Here is a 21,440-nt window from a genome sequence, read left to right on the forward strand (position 1 = left end):
CTATATGATTTAAGTTTTAATAATCGTAAAAGCAACTTCCTCCTATAAATTCTTTTAAAATTGAATTTTGGGGCACTAATTTTTCATCTATATCCTTAAAAAAGTTAAGAAAATTTCTAAGCTTTCTAGCTTCATAATATACACTACTAGATTGATCAATTTTCATTAGCTCTCCCATTGCATACTTTCTAAGTATTCCAAGTTCATATACTAATGTTGAATTAAACATAACATCTGCTTCCTCTTGAAAAACAAAGATATTTTTTTCTTCCCCTCTCCTTATAGATGGCCACATCTTAAGAGTTTCTTCTCCTCCATATCCACGTGAAAGATAATCTCTTACCATTCTTCTTATCTTCCTTACATCTGTTGTTGCTATTCTGTTGTGATTATCAAGATTCAATTGAGTAAGCGCACTTACATATATCTTAAATTTATTTTTTTTATTTATATGCAGTGTTAATTCTTCATTTAATCCATGTATTCCTTCAACTATTATTACACCATTCTCAGGCAATTTCATCTTCTCATTATTCTCTTTTCTCATGCCTGTTTTAAAATCAAATTTAGGTGGTAGTATCTCTTTATACTCCATTAAATCTTTCAAATTTTTATTAAACAACTCTACATCCAGTGCTTCTATTGCTTCAAAATCATAATTTCCATTTTCATCTCTTGGTGTTCTATTTCTATCTACAAAATAATCATCTAAAGAAATAGCTACAGGAATAAGACCATTTACCCTTAACTGTACTCCAAGCCTTTTAGAAAATGTAGTTTTTCCTGAAGATGACGGACCTGCTATCAAAACTAATTTTACATCTTTTCTTTCACATATCATATCAGCTATATAAGCTATTTTTTTCTCATGAAGTGCTTCTGAAATAAGTACTATATCTTTAATTTCGTTTTGCATAACCTTGTCATTTAAAGATCCAACATCCCCTACTCCTAAAATATTTCCCCATTTTTCAGTTTCATAGAATATGTTGTATAATTTATTTTGGTCACAATAGTATGGAAGTCTTGTCAAATCTTTTTCTGAAGGCACCCTAAGTAAAAATCCTGATTTATAACTTTTCAAATCAAACAATTTAATTATTCCCGTAGAATATGCCATAGTTCCATAAAAATAGTCATATCTCCCATCTAACTCATAAAGCTTAAGATATTTTATTTTTACATACTTTAAGAGCCTTACTTTATCCTCCATACCATAGTCTTTAAAAATTTTCATTGCCTTTTCTTTTTCTATTGTTACTTTTTTTATAGGAATATCTCCTTCTATTATTTGAAACATTCTATTTTTTATTTTTTCTATATCATCTTCTGTTATTTTTTTATCTTTTATATATATCTCTCCAAATATACCTTTACTTATAGAATGCTCAATAGTTACTTTTGCATCTTTAAATAAATCAGCAACCGCCTTTACTAATATAAATTGCAGCGTTCTCTCATAGACTTTAATTCCAATAGGATTTTTTAAGTCTACTATATCAAAAGTTCCCGAATAACTAAATTTATGTGTTAATTCATATATGTTTCCATTTACACTTCCAAGCATTATAGGATATTCACTCTTTACATCATTTTGCTTTATAAAATCGTAAAAGCTCATACCCTTGTTCACCTCAAAACTCCTGCCATCCTTTAGATCTATTTTAATAACATTCATCCCCTCTGTCCTCCTATACCTTTAACATTTATACACATAAAATTATTTTACTCATAATATTATACTTTAAATCAACATAAATGTATCATTTGTAATTATATTTTTTGCCCTTTTGAGAAATTATATATTGTAATGGGTAAAATATAAAAAAAAGGATTGATTATATTATGTACATTATTATGCTCAGAACTATAATACTTTATTTCTTAGTTGTATTAATAATGCGTATTATGGGAAAAAGGCAAATAGGTCAGCTCCAACCTTTTGAACTCGTAATCACTATTATGATATCAGAACTAGCCTCACTTCCAATGCAGGACCCAAGAATTCCTTTAATACATGGAATTATTCCTATAGTAACTTTATTATTTTTAGAAATCGTCTTGTCTCTACTTCAGTTAAAAAGTGAAAAGGCAAGAACTGTACTTTGCGGTGAGCCAACACTTTTGATAAATAAGGGTAAAATTGATATTAGCGCTTTAAAAAGTCAAAGAGTAAATATAAATGATTTAATGGAAGAACTACGATTAAAAGATTATTTTAATGTAGAAGATATAGAATACGCCATTCTTGAAACTAGCGGCCAAATTTCATTAATACCTAAAACACATTTAACAAATGCCACTAAACAAGATTTAAGTTTAAAAGTAAAGCAAGAAAGCGTTCCTGTAACCATTATACTTGATGGAAAAGTTAATATAGCTAATATAAAATATCTCAACAAAGATGCCGAGTGGCTTATGAAAGAACTAAAGAAAAATAACATAAACTCACCAAAAGATGTTTTTTTAGGTCTTATAGATTCAAAGGGACAATTTTACTATCAAAAATATACTAAATAGGAGGCTTTTTATGAAAAATATAATTATAGCTTTATCAATATTTGCAGCTGTTGTTTTGATGAGTTTCTTTTCTATACAATACCTGAATAAAACTTGTAATAAACTTTTAAGTGTCAGTAATAAAATTCAAAACTCCTTAGAAAAAGGCTCTTATTCCAAAGCTGATTATTACGAAAAAGAATTCGAGAAAGAATGGTATAAAGAATCAAGTATATTATCAGCCTTTATTCATCATATGGAAACTGATGATATAAGTCTTGAGATAGAAAGATTATCTCAGTCCATAAAATATAAAGAAAAGAAAGATGCTATGGAATCAGCTCATTCATTAACTTTTTTAATAAAACACTTATCTTTGCTTGAAAAAATCAACATAGAAAATATTCTTTGATACTTTTTCTCTATTGACAATAGTTATTAATTAATATACAATATAACTACACTCAATTAACAACTCATTTTAAAGGTGTGATAATATTATGGAAAATAACGCAAATAAAGAAATAATGGATAAATTAACAAAGGTATGTTTATGTAAGGCAATACCACGTTCAACCATAAAAAACGCTATAAGAAAAGGAGCAAGAACCGTTGAAGCTGTTCAAAAAGCTACAGGAGCTGGCTCTGGAGGCTGCGCTGGCAGAAGATGTACTCCTAAAATAGAAGAGCTCTTAGCTTCTTATAGTAAGAATAAATGGCATTAGATATTATTTAGAAGATTCGTTTTTTTGATATAAACACCTCCTTGATTGTTTTTATATGATGATAGCGTAGTTCCAACCAGAACTACGCTATTATTTTATAAGGGGCACTTTAACTTTTAAATTTACTTCTTAGTTTCCTAAAAACTTTAAAGTTCAAAATTATATTTATAATGCATATCAGTTGTGCTAAAAGCATAATACCTTCTACATGACTAATAACAGTTAAATATCTATTATACACATTACTAAACCCATTCTCATTTGCATTATTTAGTTGGATATTATGAACTATTACTTTTCTATAAAAACTTATATCAAATATATTTTCAGAAGGTAAGTACTTTTTCTCAATAACTATATTGAATTTCACCAAACAAAAAACAAACACAATCAATACTAAACATATAATTATTCTACCCAAATAAATAGTAATTTCCTTTATATTATTAGTTATTACGTCTTTTAAATAATTACTTCTCATCTTATTTATAAAAAAAGCTTTAGCTTCTTTTATAAAGGTTATCATAATTTTAATCAAATACACTATTATAAAAATCCCAATTATAAAATACAATATCTTAACATTTTGAAATACATGCTCCTTTAAACTAGCATAATCTACTGAATTATATTGTGATAATCTATCACCAAGTATAATAGTTAATTTATCACTTATGTTCTTAGCATCATATTTTTTTGTTTGTTTTGTTGTAAGTACATTTATGAAAAGTTTGTTATTATTATCTGTGTTTTCATATGCTGTGTATGGAATATATACTTTTTCATATCCATCATCTGACATACTATATAATAATGAATTATTTTCTTTGTAAACTCCTACTATTCTATACTTATCATTACCGATTTTCAGGGTACTTCCTATTACCTTATTACTTTTAAAAAGGGAATTTGCAAGAACATCGCTTATTACAACAACCTTATCCTTATTATTAACTGATAAAAAATCCAGTTTCCCACCACTTATCATTTGAAAAGGATACAAACCAAAATATTTTTCATCAGTTAAAATCACTTTTGTTTTTACTTTTTTATCAATATCATCACCATACTTAGTCGGTGAAACACCATACTTATTTGTTACATTTTCCTTTACTTCACTGTAACATGTAAAATCTATATCACTATACTGTTTTTTTATCTTATTAAATTGCTCAAAAGTAATTCCTTCTTTACTATTAGTATTTTTATATTCTATTATATTTGAAACACTATTATTAACCTTGAAGTTAAGGTAATTACTCATTATTATTAAAGCAATTAAAATGCCACATCCTATAATTAATCTAACTTTTGTAAGCTTAATTATACTCACACTATCACCTCGATACTTCTGTTGTAACTAACTTTACTTCAGAATTGTCATCAATTGACTTAGAGGAGCTACTTACAATTCCATAATTACTCTTATCTAAATGACCATCATTAACTGATTTAATAGCACAATTAAGCGTATCAGAATCTATAACTTTCACTTGAATTTTTTCAACATACTCTTCATTTTCCAATGCTCCATTTTTTGCTTTAACAGCATAAATATAATCTACTCCATTTTCATCGTATAGACAGCTTTTAGGAATAACAATATCATATTTTTTTTCATTTTCCTGTGTACTTACAGTAACCTTATCATTTTCCTTTAGATCCTTATTATTATTTAAAGTAGCTAAAAATTCATATTCATCTTTAGTTGAATCATATTTTTTTTCAGAAATTGTTGCTGTTTCAGCATTAGAATTTTCCCCATCTTTTGATGTAACATTAACATTATCCCCAATTGAAAATTTTTCAGCATCTTTATCCGAAGCTATCCACTTCACTGAAAGAGTTGTATCACTACTTATTATTTCAAACAGATCATTGCTTGCTGATTGTACATTATCTCCTGCTTGCGAACTTGATGAACTGTCGCTCTGAGTATCCGAAGCACTTTCTCCGTTTTGGAAATTTATGCTCACTATCTTACCATCTACATCCGAAAGTATACTGCCATCATTCGTTAATCCTTTTCTTATCGCTTTATACTTTATATTTTCAGTATCTAATTTATATTGATCTTCTTTAATCTTGTCCTGATCCGGAGGTTGTACCTTCTTTAAGCTATTTATTTCGTCCTGAAGCTGCATTATTATTTCCTGCTCTTCTTTTTCTTTTAATGATATTTCATCATTATCTACTTTTGCTAATACATCTCCTTTCTTAACCTCTTGATTTAGTTTTACACAAACCTGTTTAACCTGCCAATTTGACATTGGATATATTTTATGAGTATTTTCATATTGTATTGTTCCTGTAGATTCTAAACTTTCACCTATACTTCCAGGCTTCATGTAAGATATAGTAACCTCAGGAAGAAGCATATTTTTTATTGTTTTTGAAAAATATGTGCAGACTACAATAATACCTACAAATACTATAATACTTATAGTAATAATTTTATTTTTTTTATTTTTCATATATCTCACCTCTACTTCATATCTAAATGCTGTATTCCTTTAAGAAGTTCATCTTCCCCCTTTAAAAACATAAGTATAGAAGGTATCATAAATATTACCCCACATGCAAAGGCTATACCCAACTCACCAGTATTTATTTGTGATAAAAATGTTGAAAGGGGCTGTTTTTTATCTTGAAGTAATATAAGAGGCTGCTCTATCATGTTCCAATTATCTATAAAACTAAGTATCATAAGTGATACTAAAGCTCCTTTGCATTGAGGCAGTACAATTTTGAATAATATTTGTATATCATTAGCACCATCAATTTTTGCTGCTTGACATTGTTCATCTGGAATTGATTTCATAAATTGTGTCATAAGAAATACTCCAAAGGTTGAAAATATTCCAGGTAATATTACTGAAGCATAAGAACCTACTAAATTCAATTTTTTCATAATTATATATATTGGTACTAAAGTTACTTGGTATGGCATTATCATAAGTATTATGAACATAAAAAATATTTGAGTTTTATACTTGAATTTTATTTTAGCAAAAGAATAGGCTCCAAAAATGGATACTACTATTTGTCCAATAACTGTTGGCACTGTTAATATTACTGAATTCCAAAACTTCAATAAAAAATCTGGCTGCTTAAGCAAACTATTATAATATTGAATCAATGTAAACCCATCAGGTATAATATGAAACTTAAAGTTTTGAAGTGCACTTGTCACCTCACTTTCTCCCATAAGAGAATTAGAAACCATGTATATCACAGGAAATATTGCTCCTATAGCAAAAATACTTAATACTACATATTCAAAAAAAATTAGTGTTTTGTTTTTTTTATTCATATCTACACCTCAAATTTCTTCTGAATTTTAAACAAATAATAAATTACAATTACAACAAATACAAAAACTATTACTGAAGCTGTTGAAAGCCTTTGATAATTTAAGTTAACAAAATTATTATTCATAAAGTGCTGAAGCATATATATACTTGAATCAGGATACTGTCCTGAAAGTAAGTACGCTTCTCTATAAATTCTAAGCGAATTTATTATTGATATTATGAAAGCAAAAAATATTGTAGGCATTAACAGTGGTAATGTTATTTTAAAAAAGCTTTGAATTTTACTACATCCATCTATTTCTGCAGCTTCATAGTATTCTTTGGGTATATTATTTAAACCTGCAAGGAATATTATCATATCATATCCACAATTTTTCCAAACGTATAAAAGAACTAATATAAAAAATGACCATCCAGTCTTAAGATAATCTGGTCCATTTATACCGATTTTTACAAGTATCTGATTAATTACCCCTGACTCAGCAAAAAACACCTGCCAAACAAGTATTATTGACGCTATAGGAATAACTAGTGGTAAAGTTAACGCAGTCCTAAAAAATGATGCTTTTTTAATTTTATTGTTGAGAATAATAGTAACTCCAAGAGAAACAACCAAAAGCAATGGTACACTAATTATATTGAATAAAATTGTATTTTTAACAGCTAATTTAAAAGAAGCGTTTTGAAATAATTCTATAAAATTTTCAAATCCAACAAACTCCAAAGCCCCAACACCTTGAGTAAAGCAATATAATATACTTATAAAAAATGGTATTACGAAAAACATTAAAAATCCCACTATGGAGGGTCCTGCAAAAATATATCCTTTTATATTTTCTTTTTGCTTCGCATTTAAGTTTTGTATTTTCATCCACTCCTCTCCAAGTAAATTCAATATTATATTATCAAATTTACCATTAAGATAACGTTAATATATAGAAATAGAGTAATGTATTACCTATTTTAAATAGCTAACATATTACTCTGTTCTTATCTATTCATTTATATATAATTTAACTTTATTTTCTAAGGTTTTTAATGCACTATCATAGGATGATTTATTCTCAAAATATGGCGTCATGCATTCTTTTATAAGCTTATCTACATTTGTATCTAAAATTCTTACTTCATCTATATTATTTGTTACCCTATCATAATATTTGTTAAAATCATCTGATAGTTTATTTAATATTACCTTGTTCTCCTTATCATTTTTACCAACTTCTTCGTTTAAATATTTATTTTTAATATCTATTTGTGATTTTTTATTTATAGGGGGTGCATAACCTCTATTATCACATTGTATTTTTTCTGATAAAGCTATTTTTATAAAGTCATAAGCAGCCTTTTTATTTAGTGTTGTTTTACTCATTCCTATTAAATCTTCTGCAATTGCAATTGTTTTATTACCTCCGTCATAAGTCGGAAAGCTATTTATAACCTGAGTTTGTCCTGTTAATCCTTTTATTGTGGACTCAGATTCAAAAAAATCTACACCACATGTATAACTCTGATCTGTTGAAAAAAGAGTAGATCGATTTTTTATTCCTTGTAATCCTTCCTCACCACTTTCACTAGTTGCTGGCTTAGGTGTTGAATTATATATCTTTTTATAATTTTCCATTATATCTTTGAATTCTTTTGTATCAAAATACATTTTTTTATTCTCATAATCTACACATTCAAAACCACTACTTGCAATAAAATCACCTATATTTACTGATTTTGCAAAAAGTGTTTTGCCATTGCTACTTTTAGCATTTGAAATATATCCACTCAATGACTGCATAAAATCATTTTGAGATATATTTTCAGTAATTTTAATATTATTTTTATCAAGTAACTCTTTTGTTGTTATATAAGATGGAACACAGTAATCAGTAGGTATAAATGTCAATTTTCCTTTATACATCCCAGCATTTAAAAGTTTTGAATTATAATCTCCTTTATTAAAATCTTTATCCTTTTCTATATATGGCTTTAAATCTTCAAGCATACCAGACTTTTGAAAAGCTCTTGCATTAGTCTCCTCAGGATTAAAATATATTATATCTGGTCCTCCTCCTGCTAAAGTGTCACTTAAAATTTTCTCGTTATATTTTTCATATCCACCACCATCGAGATTAAATTTTACTATATTTAATTTTATATTAGGATACTTTTGCTTAAATCCATTTACAATAGGCTCTATATCATAATTAAGCTTTCCATTATAAGCTAAAGCATAAATAGTTAATGTATTTGAATCTCTTGACTTTAAAACTTTTTTACTAAGTACTGGATACATCCCTATTGCAGCAATAATAACTATGACAACACCAATAATTCCTAATCGTTTTTTTGACATTTTCATTTAACCTTACCCCCTTATATACTCTAAACTATAGTTAATAATTGAACTGATTTCCTCCTAATATTAACAAATCTAATATTAATTTAACGTTAAGATTACACTATTTTCTAAGTGCTAATTTTTAACTTTATTATAAATTCATAATTCAAAACACCAATAATTAAAAGACATAGTATGTCTTTTAACCTATACTATGTCTTTTAATTTACCTTTACTCCCATCAATATTCTTATCTTCATCCACTAGATAAGCATCGGCTTGCATATTATATAATTCAGCATACAAACCATCATTTTTTATAAGACTATCATGATTTCCTTGTTCAATTATTTCTCCATCCTTTAAAACAATAATTTTATCTGACATTTTTACAGTAGAAAACCTATGGGATATTAAAATACTAGTTCCTTTTCCCATTAACTTTTTAAAATCCTTAAACAATTCATATTCTGACTTTGCATCAATTGACGCCGTAGGCTCGTCTAATATCAGTAGACATGCATTACTCATAAAAGCCCTACTTATAGCAAGCTTTTGCCACTGACCTAGTGACAAATCCACTCCATTACTCCACATTTTCTGAAGCTTTGTATCAAATTTATTACTTAATCCCTGTATAAATGTATATGCATTTGCTTTTTTAGCTGCTGTTTTAATAAGTTCAAAATTGTCTAAATTATCAATATTCCCAAATCCAATATTCTTTTTCACATCAAATGGATACTTCATAAAATCCTGAAATACAATTCCTATACCTTTGTATAGAGATTCTATATTAAATTCTTTGATATTTATATCATCTATATATATTTCTCCTTCTGTAGGATCATACAATCTAGTTAATAATTTTATAAGTGTTGTTTTTCCACAACCATTAAGTCCTACTATAGCACAATTTTCATTTGCCTCTATTTTAAAACTAACATTTTTCAAAGCATAATTTTTAGAATTAGGGTATTTAAAAGATACATTTCTAAATTCTATTGAATCCCGTATATCATTTTTAAACTCTTTCTTACCACTATTGTTCTTTAATATTAATGGTTTTAAGTCAAGCACATAAAATAAGTTTTCTATATAAAGATTATTTGAATAAAGTGACGCAAAATTCTCCAAAGTATTTTTTACTGAATCCTCTAAATTTGTCAGTGCAGATATATACATATTCATAGAACCAATACTTAACCTTTGAGTTAACGTTATAAAAATCACATAAACTTTATATCCATACGAGATAATTGTATTAAAAATATCTACTATACTCATAATTAAAAGCTGTTTCTTTTCAATTTTTTTATCTTGATTTAGATTCTCCTTATATATAGAAAGTATAATTTTTTCCAACCAATTTCCAATACGATTTAGTTTTATTTCTTTTACTGGTACATAATCCATCATAACCATCTGTAAATAACGTGCTAATCTTGTCTTTTCTATCCTCTTGCTATAAATATTATATTTTTGTTTGTAAATTTTTACATTTATAATAAACATCGGTATAGATGTCATGATACAAAGCAAAAGTATAATAGGGCTTAATTGAAATACAATTACAATAGCTCCAACTAGTGTAGTAAAATTCTTTACAATTTGAGTTAATGCATTTACAATTTGAATAGTAGTTCCTACTGCTTGGCTATTAGCTTTTTCTATTTTATTATAAAATTCATCATTTTCAAAATATGATAAATCCAGCTCATTTGCCTTTTTTATAAGAAGTTCTGAAATACTGTTATTTAAACATTTAGATTGAATAGTTGAAAAATATGTATTTATCCTACTTATGATGTATGAAAATGTAATAACTCCAAATTCTACTATTAGCCAAAACAGAACTTTACTTAATGAATCAATGGGATTTTTATTTTTTAATGCATTTACAACACTATCAATTAAATATTTTGAAATTACCATATTGATTGGAACAATTATACCATTTAATACAGTAATAATCAGTGTTGCAATAAAGCTCAGCTTTGAACTTTCCCAAAGTAATTTAATTGTTTTAATTATATTTTTTGAAGAACTAAAAAAACCACCTAATTTCTTATTAAGATTACTAAATTTCATAATAAATACCTATCCTCTCAAGATTTGAAATAATTACCTGCTAAGCATATAGTGGATACTCCTCCCTTCTACTGAATAGTTAAATAACAGTTTCTCATATAAATAAATTTCATATAAGAAACTGTTATTTTTATGTTTATTAAGTACTACAATTTATAATAGTCCATTACAAATTGCAACAACACGAAGTATTACTCCTGCAACCTAGTTATGTCTACGAATTCCATATTCATCTGCTTCATTTGAGTTAGCATCATGATACCACCAATCGCATTCACAACCATCATAACCTCCGTTATGTCCATCAGTCTTTGCATTAACTTGACCTGAAGAACATATACAATGACAACTATAAGCCTCTGTTTCTAATTCTGTTAAATCTCTTCCTACTGGATTTACTAATTTCATAAAAATCCCTCCAATTATTATATTTTAATAAACTTTGCTTCTTAATTTAGTAACTATATAAAAAATTAGAAAGCAAAAATTATTAGCTTAAAAGGGTACTAATTTTGTTCATATACTCTGAATTAAATCTTTCTTGTTCATTAATTACTAATATTAAATTTTTATTATTGAATTCTTGAGATATTATTTTATTAAATTCTTTAAAATTTATATTATCAACAATCAAATTGCAAGCCTCATATTCATTAGACAATGTCATTAATTCTTCATCGTATAAAAAGTTATTTATACATTCTTTTATAATTTCTACATTTTGATAATACCTGTACACCTTATAAAAACTATTTAAATTCTTATAAAAAATCCTTTTATATTTCACGAAATCATTTTCATTAATTCCTTTTGCTTGAATTTTATTAATAACATCAATAATAAATTCAAGCCTTTTTACAAACTCACTTTGTGATTTAAACTCCAACACATTAAGCTTCAGATTATGAAGAAAAACTTTAGAGTAAAATTCCACTATTCCAAAACTTTCATTGGTAAATAAATCCAAAATGTAATTTTTAATTATGCTGAATAAAAAATATTCAATTGTGTCTGATTTTAAACTATATTTATAATTTCTTTTTAAATAATAAAATTGTGCCTTAACCTCATTTTTATTCACATTATTATTTACAACTACCTTTTCTCCATATGGACAATAATTTGTGCTGTATTTTTCAATTTTTTCATTATCATCTTTAAATTCAGAAAAATACTCACTGATTTTATTTTCTATATCAAAATTCGCTATATCTCCACAAATACAAATAGCACTATTTTGTGGCTTGTACCATTTATCATGAAAGCTTTTTACCGATTGAAATTCCATTTTTTCTATACACTTTATTTTGCCTAATGGAAATTTATCCTTAATATTTTTATCACCAATTATTACCGGTAGTATATTATTTTGCAAACCAAAATTTGTACATTTCATTCTATAATCAATTTCTACTATTAAATCCTGTTTAACTTTCTTCATTAACGTTCTATCTATAAAACAATCGGATAAAATGTTTTTAAATACACTAAAACCTTCTTCTATATTATCAATAGTACAATCAAAATAATACACGGTTTGTTCAAAATTTGTATACCCTTGTAATATATTGTTGTCTTCGTAATATTTACCCACATTTTTCAAATAAGCCACATTACTATCTATACACAGATGCTCAGTAAAATGTGCTGTGCCATTGGGTAAACCTTGTTCCATTAAAGAGCCTGCTTTTACTATTAAAGCCAACTTTACTTTTCCCTTAGACTTTTGGTTATTGCAAATATAATACGTAAATTTATTTTTTAAAGTATTCTTTTTTATATTACTTTTACCTTCATATTCTTTATTCATAAGAACATCCTTCACTAGTAAAAAATTTAATATTACCTAAGAAACCTCTATTTCATTTAAATACTTAAGTTTTTCTGGATTTATTTCAGCACATTTATGATAAAAAATCAAACTTCTTAATGCTGTCTTACGTGACCTAATACAATATCTTTTCTTCTGTTCCATATCAAGCTTTCCATCTGTGTAACACTGTGAATAACATATATTACATAAACGAGCTGCCCAACATTTAGAACAATCTTTAATTGCCTCATTAGTAAATTCCTCTACTATCTCTTTTTTTATCTTCGCTTTATTCATACCAGTAAATACATTTCCTATAATAGGTGAACCATCTATTCTTTCACAAAGTAGAAAATTACCATCTACGGTTACATATAATTTTCTACTTCCCGGAACACAACAACCATTTACTGGATACCCAGATTCTGATTTAGCACTTATTCTTCTACCATGTATTCTTAGAATAGGATGTACAACAAACTCCTCATTAAACATATCTATTTTCCCATCACTTTTAAGCTCACTTTTATACCTACTTTCAGACCACTGAATTAGCTCCATTCCATAATTTTTTTCACGTCCCTTTGGTGGAATATCATCTACACTTCCTGCTGAAGGATAAGTCATTGCTATACGTAAATCCTTTGGAAGCCAATCTAAGCTATTTATAAAAGCTTCTATTTTGTTTACTTTTTCTATAGAATATGGTGGTGTAAATACCATGTTTATCGAAACTGATTTATTAGCCCTATCCCCAAAGGCTTCTATTAAATATTTTAATCCTCTAATAGCTCTTTTAAATGTTCCATTACCATTTACATCTTTTCGATAACTATCATGAATTTCTTCTGGTCCGTCTATACTGCATAATATAGTTAAATTTTCAATAGAGGCTAAATAAGTAGCTATTTCAGATGTCATCAATGTTAAATTACTTGTTAGAGAAAAGGTTAATTTCTTATCATTTATAACTTTTCTTGAATATTCAATAGAATGTTTTAATAATTTAAAATTCATCAAAGGCTCTCCGCCATAAAAAGTTATCCCAACTCCTTTTTCCTTTCCACTATGTAAATTAGCATAATCAATAGCCTTTTCAGCTATCTCAATAGGCATATCTTTATTTCCAAAATTCCTCTTATGTTCGTATGATTCATTATATATGCAATATCTACATCGTAAATTACATTTTTCAGTAAGTTCAAGAGTAATCTGCTCTAATTCATGATCAATTTTTTCATCTAATTCTTCGAAATGGCCCTTCGATACAAATTTCCATTTATTTCCTCCTTTTAGTATATCCTCTTCTTCTATGGCTTGTCTTACATTTTCTAATGCTTCATAAAATCCACCTTTATCCACATCGCTTTTAATTCTTGATATTTCATCAACCTTACCATCAATAATTTTTCCTAATATATTATACTCATACTCCCCACAGGATAATACTTTATTGGTACCTGTATCATAAACATAATATGCAGAATCTGTTTTAAAAAGTTTTGCTAATATATTAGGTTGACTAGTATTTTTTTTAAAGTAATCTATATACTTATCTATCTCTATAGTACACTGATCTGAAATTGACATATCCACGACCTCCGAATCAATTATATTTTACATATTTGTAAGTTGTTTCAAAATCAACAACCTTTTAACAAAATAATACTGCTATTTGATAATAATGTAAATAAGTAAAATTGTTTAAAATAATCCAATAATATCCTTAAGTATTGCTTATATACTATTTTCATGTTATTTCTTTATTTTACATATTTTACATTTTAGTTACATGACAGTATTATTTTTTGTTATACAAAAATAATAGATTGTATATAATAAGAGTGTAGATTTCTTATAAGTTGATAGTGAATATATACCTGATGTTGGAATATTTAATTATAGAAATGATATAGCAACATTAACAAATTACATTGAAAAATCCAAAATAAAAGAACCAAAAAATATCTTCATGAATTAAAATCCATTTCCCAATTATGGAACAAAAATAGTTAGATTTATTTTAGTGAGCCAAAATCTTATGGAAATTCAAATAATTAATGTAGTATTTAAAATACTTGGCAATTTTATAGCTCAAATAAAAAAAGAGCATCGCTCATGATTAAATTTTGATTAATTTTAATCATTTTGAGACACTCCCGTAACAATAAGAAGTATTACTTCTGTAAACTACTTATTTTTGCGAATTCCATATATTATGCCTGCTTCATTTAAGTTATTATCATACTCTCGCCAATCACATTCACACCCTTCATCAGGATCACTAAACCCTCTCATCTTTGCATCAACTACACCTGAAGAACATACACAATGGCAACTATAAGCCTCTGTTTCTAGTTCAGTTAAATCTCTTCCTACTGGATTTACTAATTTCATAAAAATCCCTCCCTTTATTATATTTTAATAAACTTTGCTTCTTTATATAAAAAATCAAAAAACAAAAGTTACTAACTTAAAAACATACTCATTTTATTAGTGTTTAATTTAAAATTAAATTAATTTTATTTTACATAAATACAAGCTGTAGTCCCAATGGAATACTTAGAATTGAATAGTTAAATAACAGTTTCTTATATAAATAAATTTCATATAAGAAACTGCTATTTTTAGATCTATTAAGTACTACAATTTATAATAGTTCATTACAAATTGCAACAATAAGAAGTATTACTCCTATAAGCTAGTTATTTTTGCGAATTCCATATGAGTTTGATTCATCTAAGTTAGCATTATGATTCCACCAATCACATTCACAAGTATCCTCCACTCCACTAGACACACTCATCTTTGAATCAACTGAACCTGAAGAACATATACAATGACAACTATAAGCCTCTGTTTCTAGTTCAGTTAAATCTCTTCCTACTGGATTTACTAATTTCATAAGAATCCCTCCATTTATTATATTTTAATAAACTTTGCTTCTTAATTTAGTAACTATATAGAAAATTAGAAAGCAAAAATTATTAGCTTAAAAACATACTAATTTTATTGGCATATTTAAACAACTCTTTCTTCTATAAATAAATTTCATATAAGAAACTGCTATTTTTAAATCTATTAAGTACTATAATTTATAATAGTTCATTACAAATTGCAACAATAAGAAGTATTACTCCTATAAACTAGTTATTTTTGCGAATTCCATATGAGTTCGATTGATCTAAGTCAGACTCACGTTCCCCCCACGAATAACATTGACAACCATCAGTATCCCATTCACCACGCTGCTCACTCATCTTTGCATTAACTGAACCTGAAGAACATATACAATGACAACTATAAACCTCTGTTTCTAGTTCAGTTAAATCTCTTCCTACTGGATTTACTAATTTCATAAAAATCCCTCCACTTATTATATTTTAATAAACTCTAATTCCTAATTTGGTAATTATATTAAGAATCAAAAGTTATTAGCTTAAAAAACACCTTCAGTTTAATTATATTTTACATATTTATAATTTACTTCAAAAAATAAATTTTACCAAATAAAAACTTATATTTCATACATTAACTTGTGCAGGAAGAAATGACGTAAATCTACTTTTATTTATAATTCAAGGTACAGATAGTAACTTTGCTGGAAATGTAGATTTCTTATCAGTTGATGCTGATTTATCAAACGATACTTATAGTTCAGATATTACTACCCTTAATGGTCCAAAATCTCATTCATACTTTACTTAGAGTTATCTAGAAAATTCATTTAAGGATGAAGCATCAAGTACAAGCTGTAGTGCTGATGGAACTCTTGAAATCCTGTAGTTAAATGCTTGAACTTATAACAGTCATTTACAAATCACAACAATAAGGGGTATTACTCCTGTAAACTAGTTATTTCTACCAACTTCATATGAGTTTACATCCTCTAAGTTAAGCTCATGATTCCAAGAATCACATTCACAAGTCTCATACACTTCATGACGCCCACTATACTGTGCATTAGCTTCACCTGAAGAACATATACAATGACAACTATAAGCCTCTGTTTCTAGTTCAGTTAAATCTCTTCCTACTGGATTTACTAATTTCATAAAAATCCCTCCACATTATTATATCTTAATAGACTTTGCTTCTTAATTTAGTAACTATATAGAAAATTAGAAAGTAAAAGTTATTAGTTTAAAAACATACTAATTTTATTGGCATAGTTAAATAACAGTTTCTTCCATGAATAATTTTCATATAAGAAACTGCTATTTTTAGGTTTATTAAGTACTACAATTTATAATAGTTAATTACAAATTGTAACAATAACAAGTATTACTCCTGTAAACTAGTTATTTAGCTGACCATATATTTTGCTGCAGCTGAGTTATGATCATGATACCAAAAGTCACATTCACAAGCACAAGAAGCAGCATAATCTCCATAATATCCACTCATACGTGCACAAGTTAAGCCTGAAGAACACACACAATGACAACTATAAGCCTCTGTTTCTAGTTCAGTTAAATCTCTTCCTACTGGATTTACTAATTTCATAAAAATCACTCCATATTATTATATTTTAATAAACTTTGCTTCTTAATTTAGTAACTATATAGAAAATTAGAAAGCAAAAATTATTAGCTTAAAAGCGTACCTCTAAATTAATTATATTTTACACACTTGTAATTTATTTTAATATAAACAACTTTTACCAAAATAATACCTCTATTTAACTAAAATGTAAAACAGTAGAATTATTTAAAAAAGTTAAAAATATTTTTTTAATGTTGTTTATGTACTGTTCTCATCTCAATTACTTTATTTATAATTTTTTACAAAATAAATATATAACGGTATTATTTTTTATAATACAAAAAAATAAGGAGTGTGCATAATAAATTACTGCTTAATTTCAACTCTATCAATATTACAGTAATGCTCGTGCAATAGACTTTTCAATTTCTACTTAATAACAACATTAACTTCTTATAAAAAATATAGAACCATACATCCTAACTTTAATTAGAATATACGGTCCTACATTTATAATTTTATTTCAATATGATCCAGTTTTTATCAAATGCTATTATACATTATGTTCTTTAACTTTTTGAATACTTTTATAGAACACAAGCGAAATTTCACAATATTCTCCCTTTTCACTTTTCACTAATACCTTGCCATTATGCAAATTCATTATGTGCTTAACATAGGCAAGACCTATTCCTGTGCTTATGCGTCTATTTGTACCATAGTATGGTTTGAAAATTTCTCCCATTCTTTGTTCATCTATTCCAACCCCATTATCATACACTTTAATAGCAATATCATTAGCATTTTCTAATACCTCTACTAATATTTTATTATTTACTTTCCTTTCATCAATAAACTTAATTGAATTATCTATAAGATTTGTAACACACCTTTCTATCCATAGTTCTTTTCCTTTAATTAAATTTACTCCATCATCTGGTAATCTTAATTCTATATTTTTAAAAATACTTGTATACTCATCAACCACTTTTGCACAAATCAAAGCCAAATCCACATTTTCATTATTACATAATTTAGGTGTGGACATTGCCAAAATATCATTTGTTGTATTAGTAAGTTTGTCAATATACGCTTCTATCTCTTTTGTATTCTCTCCTAACTCAAGCTTTGCCTTTAAAACAGATAAAGAATTTCTAAGTTCATGAGAAGCATATGAATTTAATCTTTGCAGGTCATTATATGATTTTTTCACCTTTTTCATAGCTGAATTATAAGCAGAAGTCAAATCATATATTTCATCCTTCACTTCAGGCATTTCTATAAACTCTATTTCTTTAGATTCACTTTGTTTTTTTACCTTATATGTAAATTCCATTAGTGGTTTTAGTGCAAATGCCACATACCTTTTACTTAATATGAAATTAACTATAATGACCATTGAAATTATTGAAACAATTATATAAATAAATCTTTTATATAGAACATGCATAACTACATCTTGAAATTGTTTTGAGTTCATTTCAAAAGAATTACCATTTGAAATTCTGCCATATATTCTATTATAAACATCATTACTAAGAACTTGAGATCTTATTACATTATCATCCATATCAGTTATTACACAAAGCCTTCCTGCATTATGTCTATTCAATAATTCCTTAAGGGAAATTTCATTCTTAGAATATATTTTTAAGTCTTTAGTACCATACTGCTTATTTAAATTATCCTTTGAATAATCATCAGGAAGGATATTTGAAGTAATAATGTTGTTATTTTCATCAAATATGGTTTCTAAATAATTTTGAGTATATTTATGCTGTCCTTTTCCTTTTTTCGTTTTGTATACATCTAACATACTTCCATCTTTCTGATATACAAAACCCTCTACTGAATTTTTATTACTATCATCCACTTGTATATTACATTTTTCAATACCACCATTATTTGAATTATCATATATGAAATTTTTTGTTGCATTACCTTCTTTATTCTTTTTCTTCATTGCACGACTTTTATCTGAAGCTGTCTTACTTTTTATATTTTGATTTATACTTTCCAGTATAGGTTCTCTATTTATGTATATTTTTAGAGCAACACAAAACAAAATCACAGAAACTATAATAAAAAATATTGTAAGTGCACTATATAGCAGGGCTATTCTACTCTTTATCTTTAGCATAGCCTATACCCCTTACCCTTCAAAGTCTCTATTAAAGTTTGCCCACCACTGCATTTAATTTTTCTTCTTAAATTTGCAATATGTACTCTTATTACATTAGAAAATTGATTATCATCATCTCCCCATACATGTTCAATAATTTCCTCTGCCGAAACAATATTTGGGTAATTATAGCAAAGTAATTCTAATATATCGTATTCCCTTGCAGTTAATGTTATTAATTTTTCACTTACCTTTACAGACTTTGCCTTAGTATCAATATTAAGATCTTTTATTTTAATTTCATTTGAGGGTTTATTATAGTTACGTCTAATTAATGCATGAAGTCTTGCTCTTAATTCTTTGAATTCAAAAGGCTTTCCTAAATAGTCATCTGCTCCACTATCAAGTCCTAACACCCTATCATCTGTATCAGTTCTAGCTGTAAGCATTAATATTGGAGTATCTATACCTTTTTTTCTAGCTCTTTTACAAACTGTAATACCATCTATTTTAGGTAAGTTTATATCTAAAATTACTGCATCATAATTATTTATTTCCAAATTGTACAATCCATCTTCTCCATCATGAGAAAGATCACAAGTGTAATAATATTTTTTTAATCCTTTTTCTAGTAATGAACATAATTCCTCATCATCTTCCACTAACAATAAATGCATATCAATACCCCCACGCTACAAGTAATTTATTCATAATAAGTATATTTATGCCTTTAATTATATCAATAAATTATTCAACCATCAAACTATCCCAATATCTTAATCTAATTTTATTAATTCACAATTAAATTTAAAATACTATAAAAAAATAGCAAAGCTAACTTTTTAATATTAAAGCTAGTTTTGCTACACTATCATTTTCACAAATTATTTGGTACTCATTATTTTACCTACTTCTCCATATAATTTCTCACTTGTTTTATAATCATATTAATGGTTCCATCACCATTTCTCTTAATTTCAAATCTAGATGAATCGTTATAAGTTTCTTCATTTATATATAAATCTATGTCCTTATCTATTTTCAGTCTTGTTCTTTTAATTTTATTTTCTACCCATTGTTTATCTAAATCTATTTTTTCTTCTATACCCTGCTTTTTTATAAACTCAACAAAATCCTCTTTGGCTTCTTTATTCTCTCCAAAAATCTCCTCAGAGACTTCATTTATATCTATAGAATCATCCTCTTTAAGCCTTTTCTTAATAGATGTTCTCATTATTTCAGCTGCATCCGCATTATCCTTTAAATTTTTTTGAGTCCATTTTTCCGCTGATTTTACAAAAGTCTTTGTTAAATCTCTTTCATTATTTATTACTTTGCACCCAAGATAGTTGTTTATAAAATAATTGGAACCATACTCTTCTTCGTCTTTTTTACCGCTCTTTTTATCTATTACCATTAAATCAAAACTGTTTTCTTCCTTAATAGGTTTAATAAATGCACATTTTTGTATCTTCTGACCACTAGAAGGGAGCCCAATAAATTGTGGAATAATATTTATTTCAACTTTATTATCAACAACATCAATATTATGTGTATAATTTTTCACATAATCCATTTTAAGAATTCCAAGCATAGGTCCATACTCTGTAAATAGATCTACGGTTAAAAGATCACAAGATGGAATATTGCCATTTGACTTCATTATTACAAATAATTGATTAGCAAATTCTTTGGACACACTTACAAGGTCGCTTGTTCCATTTAAATATTCTTGTGAAAGCTCTTTTGTTAGATTTCTTTCAGTATTGAAAACTGCGTACTTAAGTTCTTCATCCTTAAAACACTTTTGTATATGCTTAAGTATATATTCATAAGTTTCATCGTTAAGTTCAAGTTTAACTTCATTAAATACCACTGTATCTGAGCTATTATCTAAAACATGAATAATAGCCTCATTTATAGTAACATCATTTATATATTCCATTCTATTCACCACTTTAACAATCTTTTTTCTATTATAAAAAACCTTCAGTGATATATTATATCACACTAATTAATTGATTTCTTTAACTAGAAATACTATTTATATATGATATAA

The 21,440-nt window shown here is 26.9% G+C and carries 21 protein-coding genes; 3 read left to right on the top strand and 18 right to left on the bottom strand.

Annotation, left to right across the window (positions count from 1 at the left end):
• Positions 1-16: 16 nt before the first annotated feature.
• Positions 17-1,678, bottom strand: a complete 1,662-nt coding sequence (locus CLFE_RS18435) for a nucleoside kinase (protein ID WP_077893825.1) — start codon at positions 1,676-1,678, stop codon at positions 17-19.
• 167 nt (positions 1,679-1,845) lie between these two features.
• Here CLFE_RS18435 and CLFE_RS18440 point away from each other — a divergent pair, with 167 nt between their 5' ends.
• The 3 genes from CLFE_RS18440 to CLFE_RS18450 all read left to right on the top strand — a co-directional run bounded on the left by CLFE_RS18440 (position 1,846) and on the right by CLFE_RS18450 (position 3,224).
• A complete protein-coding gene (locus tag CLFE_RS18440; RefSeq protein WP_077893826.1) occupies positions 1,846-2,520 on the top strand; it encodes a DUF421 domain-containing protein in 675 nt (224 codons plus the stop codon).
• 10 nt (positions 2,521-2,530) lie between these two features.
• Complete coding sequence (locus tag CLFE_RS18445) at positions 2,531-2,911, top strand: DUF4363 family protein (protein WP_077835131.1); 381 nt, start codon at positions 2,531-2,533, stop codon at positions 2,909-2,911.
• A gap of 88 nt (positions 2,912-2,999) precedes the next feature.
• Positions 3,000-3,224, top strand: a complete 225-nt coding sequence (locus CLFE_RS18450) for a (2Fe-2S)-binding protein (protein WP_077835132.1) — start codon at positions 3,000-3,002, stop codon at positions 3,222-3,224.
• Positions 3,225-3,333: 109 nt separating this feature from the next.
• Here the strand turns inward: CLFE_RS18450 and CLFE_RS18455 are convergent, their stop codons facing one another.
• The 17 genes from CLFE_RS18455 to CLFE_RS18535 form a co-directional block, all read right to left on the bottom strand.
• Complete coding sequence (locus CLFE_RS18455) at positions 3,334-4,557, bottom strand: ABC transporter permease (protein ID WP_077893827.1); 1,224 nt, start codon at positions 4,555-4,557, stop codon at positions 3,334-3,336.
• A gap of 4 nt (positions 4,558-4,561) precedes the next feature.
• The gene (locus tag CLFE_RS18460; protein ID WP_077893828.1) at positions 4,562-5,698 is read right to left on the bottom strand and encodes an efflux RND transporter periplasmic adaptor subunit; all 1,137 of its coding nucleotides are present in this window, start codon (positions 5,696-5,698) and stop codon (positions 4,562-4,564) included.
• Positions 5,699-5,709: 11 nt separating this feature from the next.
• Positions 5,710-6,537 (bottom strand): carbohydrate ABC transporter permease, encoded by an 828-nt coding sequence (locus CLFE_RS18465; protein WP_077893829.1) that lies wholly within the window; start codon positions 6,535-6,537, stop codon positions 5,710-5,712.
• A gap of 2 nt (positions 6,538-6,539) precedes the next feature.
• Positions 6,540-7,409: a carbohydrate ABC transporter permease gene (locus CLFE_RS18470; protein WP_077893830.1), complete on the bottom strand. Its 870-nt coding sequence runs from the start codon at positions 7,407-7,409 to the stop codon at positions 6,540-6,542.
• 123 nt (positions 7,410-7,532) lie between these two features.
• Positions 7,533-8,891 carry an ABC transporter substrate-binding protein gene (locus tag CLFE_RS18475; RefSeq protein WP_077893831.1) on the bottom strand — a complete coding sequence of 453 codons (1,359 nt, stop codon included), beginning with the start codon at positions 8,889-8,891 and terminating at the stop codon, positions 7,533-7,535.
• A 186-nt stretch (positions 8,892-9,077) separates the two neighbouring features.
• Positions 9,078-10,961 carry an ABC transporter ATP-binding protein gene (locus CLFE_RS18480; RefSeq protein WP_077893832.1) on the bottom strand — a complete coding sequence of 628 codons (1,884 nt, stop codon included), beginning with the start codon at positions 10,959-10,961 and terminating at the stop codon, positions 9,078-9,080.
• Positions 10,962-11,165: 204 nt separating this feature from the next.
• Positions 11,166-11,369 carry a CA_C0660 family putative sactipeptide bacteriocin gene (locus CLFE_RS18485; protein WP_077893833.1) on the bottom strand — a complete coding sequence of 68 codons (204 nt, stop codon included), beginning with the start codon at positions 11,367-11,369 and terminating at the stop codon, positions 11,166-11,168.
• Between the two features lie 82 nt (positions 11,370-11,451).
• Complete coding sequence (locus CLFE_RS18490; RefSeq protein ID WP_077893834.1) at positions 11,452-12,771, bottom strand: insulinase family protein; 1,320 nt, start codon at positions 12,769-12,771, stop codon at positions 11,452-11,454.
• A gap of 36 nt (positions 12,772-12,807) precedes the next feature.
• Positions 12,808-14,364 (bottom strand): radical SAM protein, encoded by a 1,557-nt coding sequence (locus CLFE_RS18495; protein ID WP_077893835.1) that lies wholly within the window; start codon positions 14,362-14,364, stop codon positions 12,808-12,810.
• Between the two features lie 600 nt (positions 14,365-14,964).
• Positions 14,965-15,171, bottom strand: coding sequence for a CA_C0660 family putative sactipeptide bacteriocin (locus CLFE_RS18500; protein WP_077893836.1), 207 nt, complete (start codon positions 15,169-15,171; stop codon positions 14,965-14,967).
• A gap of 304 nt (positions 15,172-15,475) precedes the next feature.
• Complete coding sequence (locus CLFE_RS18505) at positions 15,476-15,679, bottom strand: CA_C0660 family putative sactipeptide bacteriocin (RefSeq protein ID WP_077893837.1); 204 nt, start codon at positions 15,677-15,679, stop codon at positions 15,476-15,478.
• Positions 15,680-15,920: 241 nt separating this feature from the next.
• Positions 15,921-16,133: a CA_C0660 family putative sactipeptide bacteriocin gene (locus CLFE_RS18510; protein WP_077893838.1), complete on the bottom strand. Its 213-nt coding sequence runs from the start codon at positions 16,131-16,133 to the stop codon at positions 15,921-15,923.
• A gap of 492 nt (positions 16,134-16,625) precedes the next feature.
• Positions 16,626-16,829: a CA_C0660 family putative sactipeptide bacteriocin gene (locus tag CLFE_RS18515; protein ID WP_077893839.1), complete on the bottom strand. Its 204-nt coding sequence runs from the start codon at positions 16,827-16,829 to the stop codon at positions 16,626-16,628.
• Between the two features lie 250 nt (positions 16,830-17,079).
• Positions 17,080-17,280, bottom strand: a complete 201-nt coding sequence (locus CLFE_RS18520) for a CA_C0660 family putative sactipeptide bacteriocin (protein ID WP_077893840.1) — start codon at positions 17,278-17,280, stop codon at positions 17,080-17,082.
• A gap of 532 nt (positions 17,281-17,812) precedes the next feature.
• Complete coding sequence (locus CLFE_RS18525; RefSeq protein ID WP_077893841.1) at positions 17,813-19,399, bottom strand: sensor histidine kinase; 1,587 nt, start codon at positions 19,397-19,399, stop codon at positions 17,813-17,815.
• The gene (locus CLFE_RS18530; RefSeq protein WP_077893842.1) at positions 19,393-20,058 is read right to left on the bottom strand and encodes a response regulator transcription factor; all 666 of its coding nucleotides are present in this window, start codon (positions 20,056-20,058) and stop codon (positions 19,393-19,395) included. The genes CLFE_RS18525 and CLFE_RS18530 overlap by 7 nt, the downstream gene beginning before the upstream one ends.
• Before the next feature lie 230 nt (positions 20,059-20,288).
• Positions 20,289-21,326, bottom strand: a complete 1,038-nt coding sequence (locus CLFE_RS18535; RefSeq protein ID WP_077893843.1) for a nucleoid-associated protein — start codon at positions 21,324-21,326, stop codon at positions 20,289-20,291.
• Positions 21,327-21,440 lie beyond the last annotated feature (114 nt).

Source organism: Clostridium felsineum DSM 794 (assembly GCF_002006355.2).
Lineage (GTDB): Bacteria > Bacillota > Clostridia > Clostridiales > Clostridiaceae > Clostridium_S > Clostridium_S felsineum.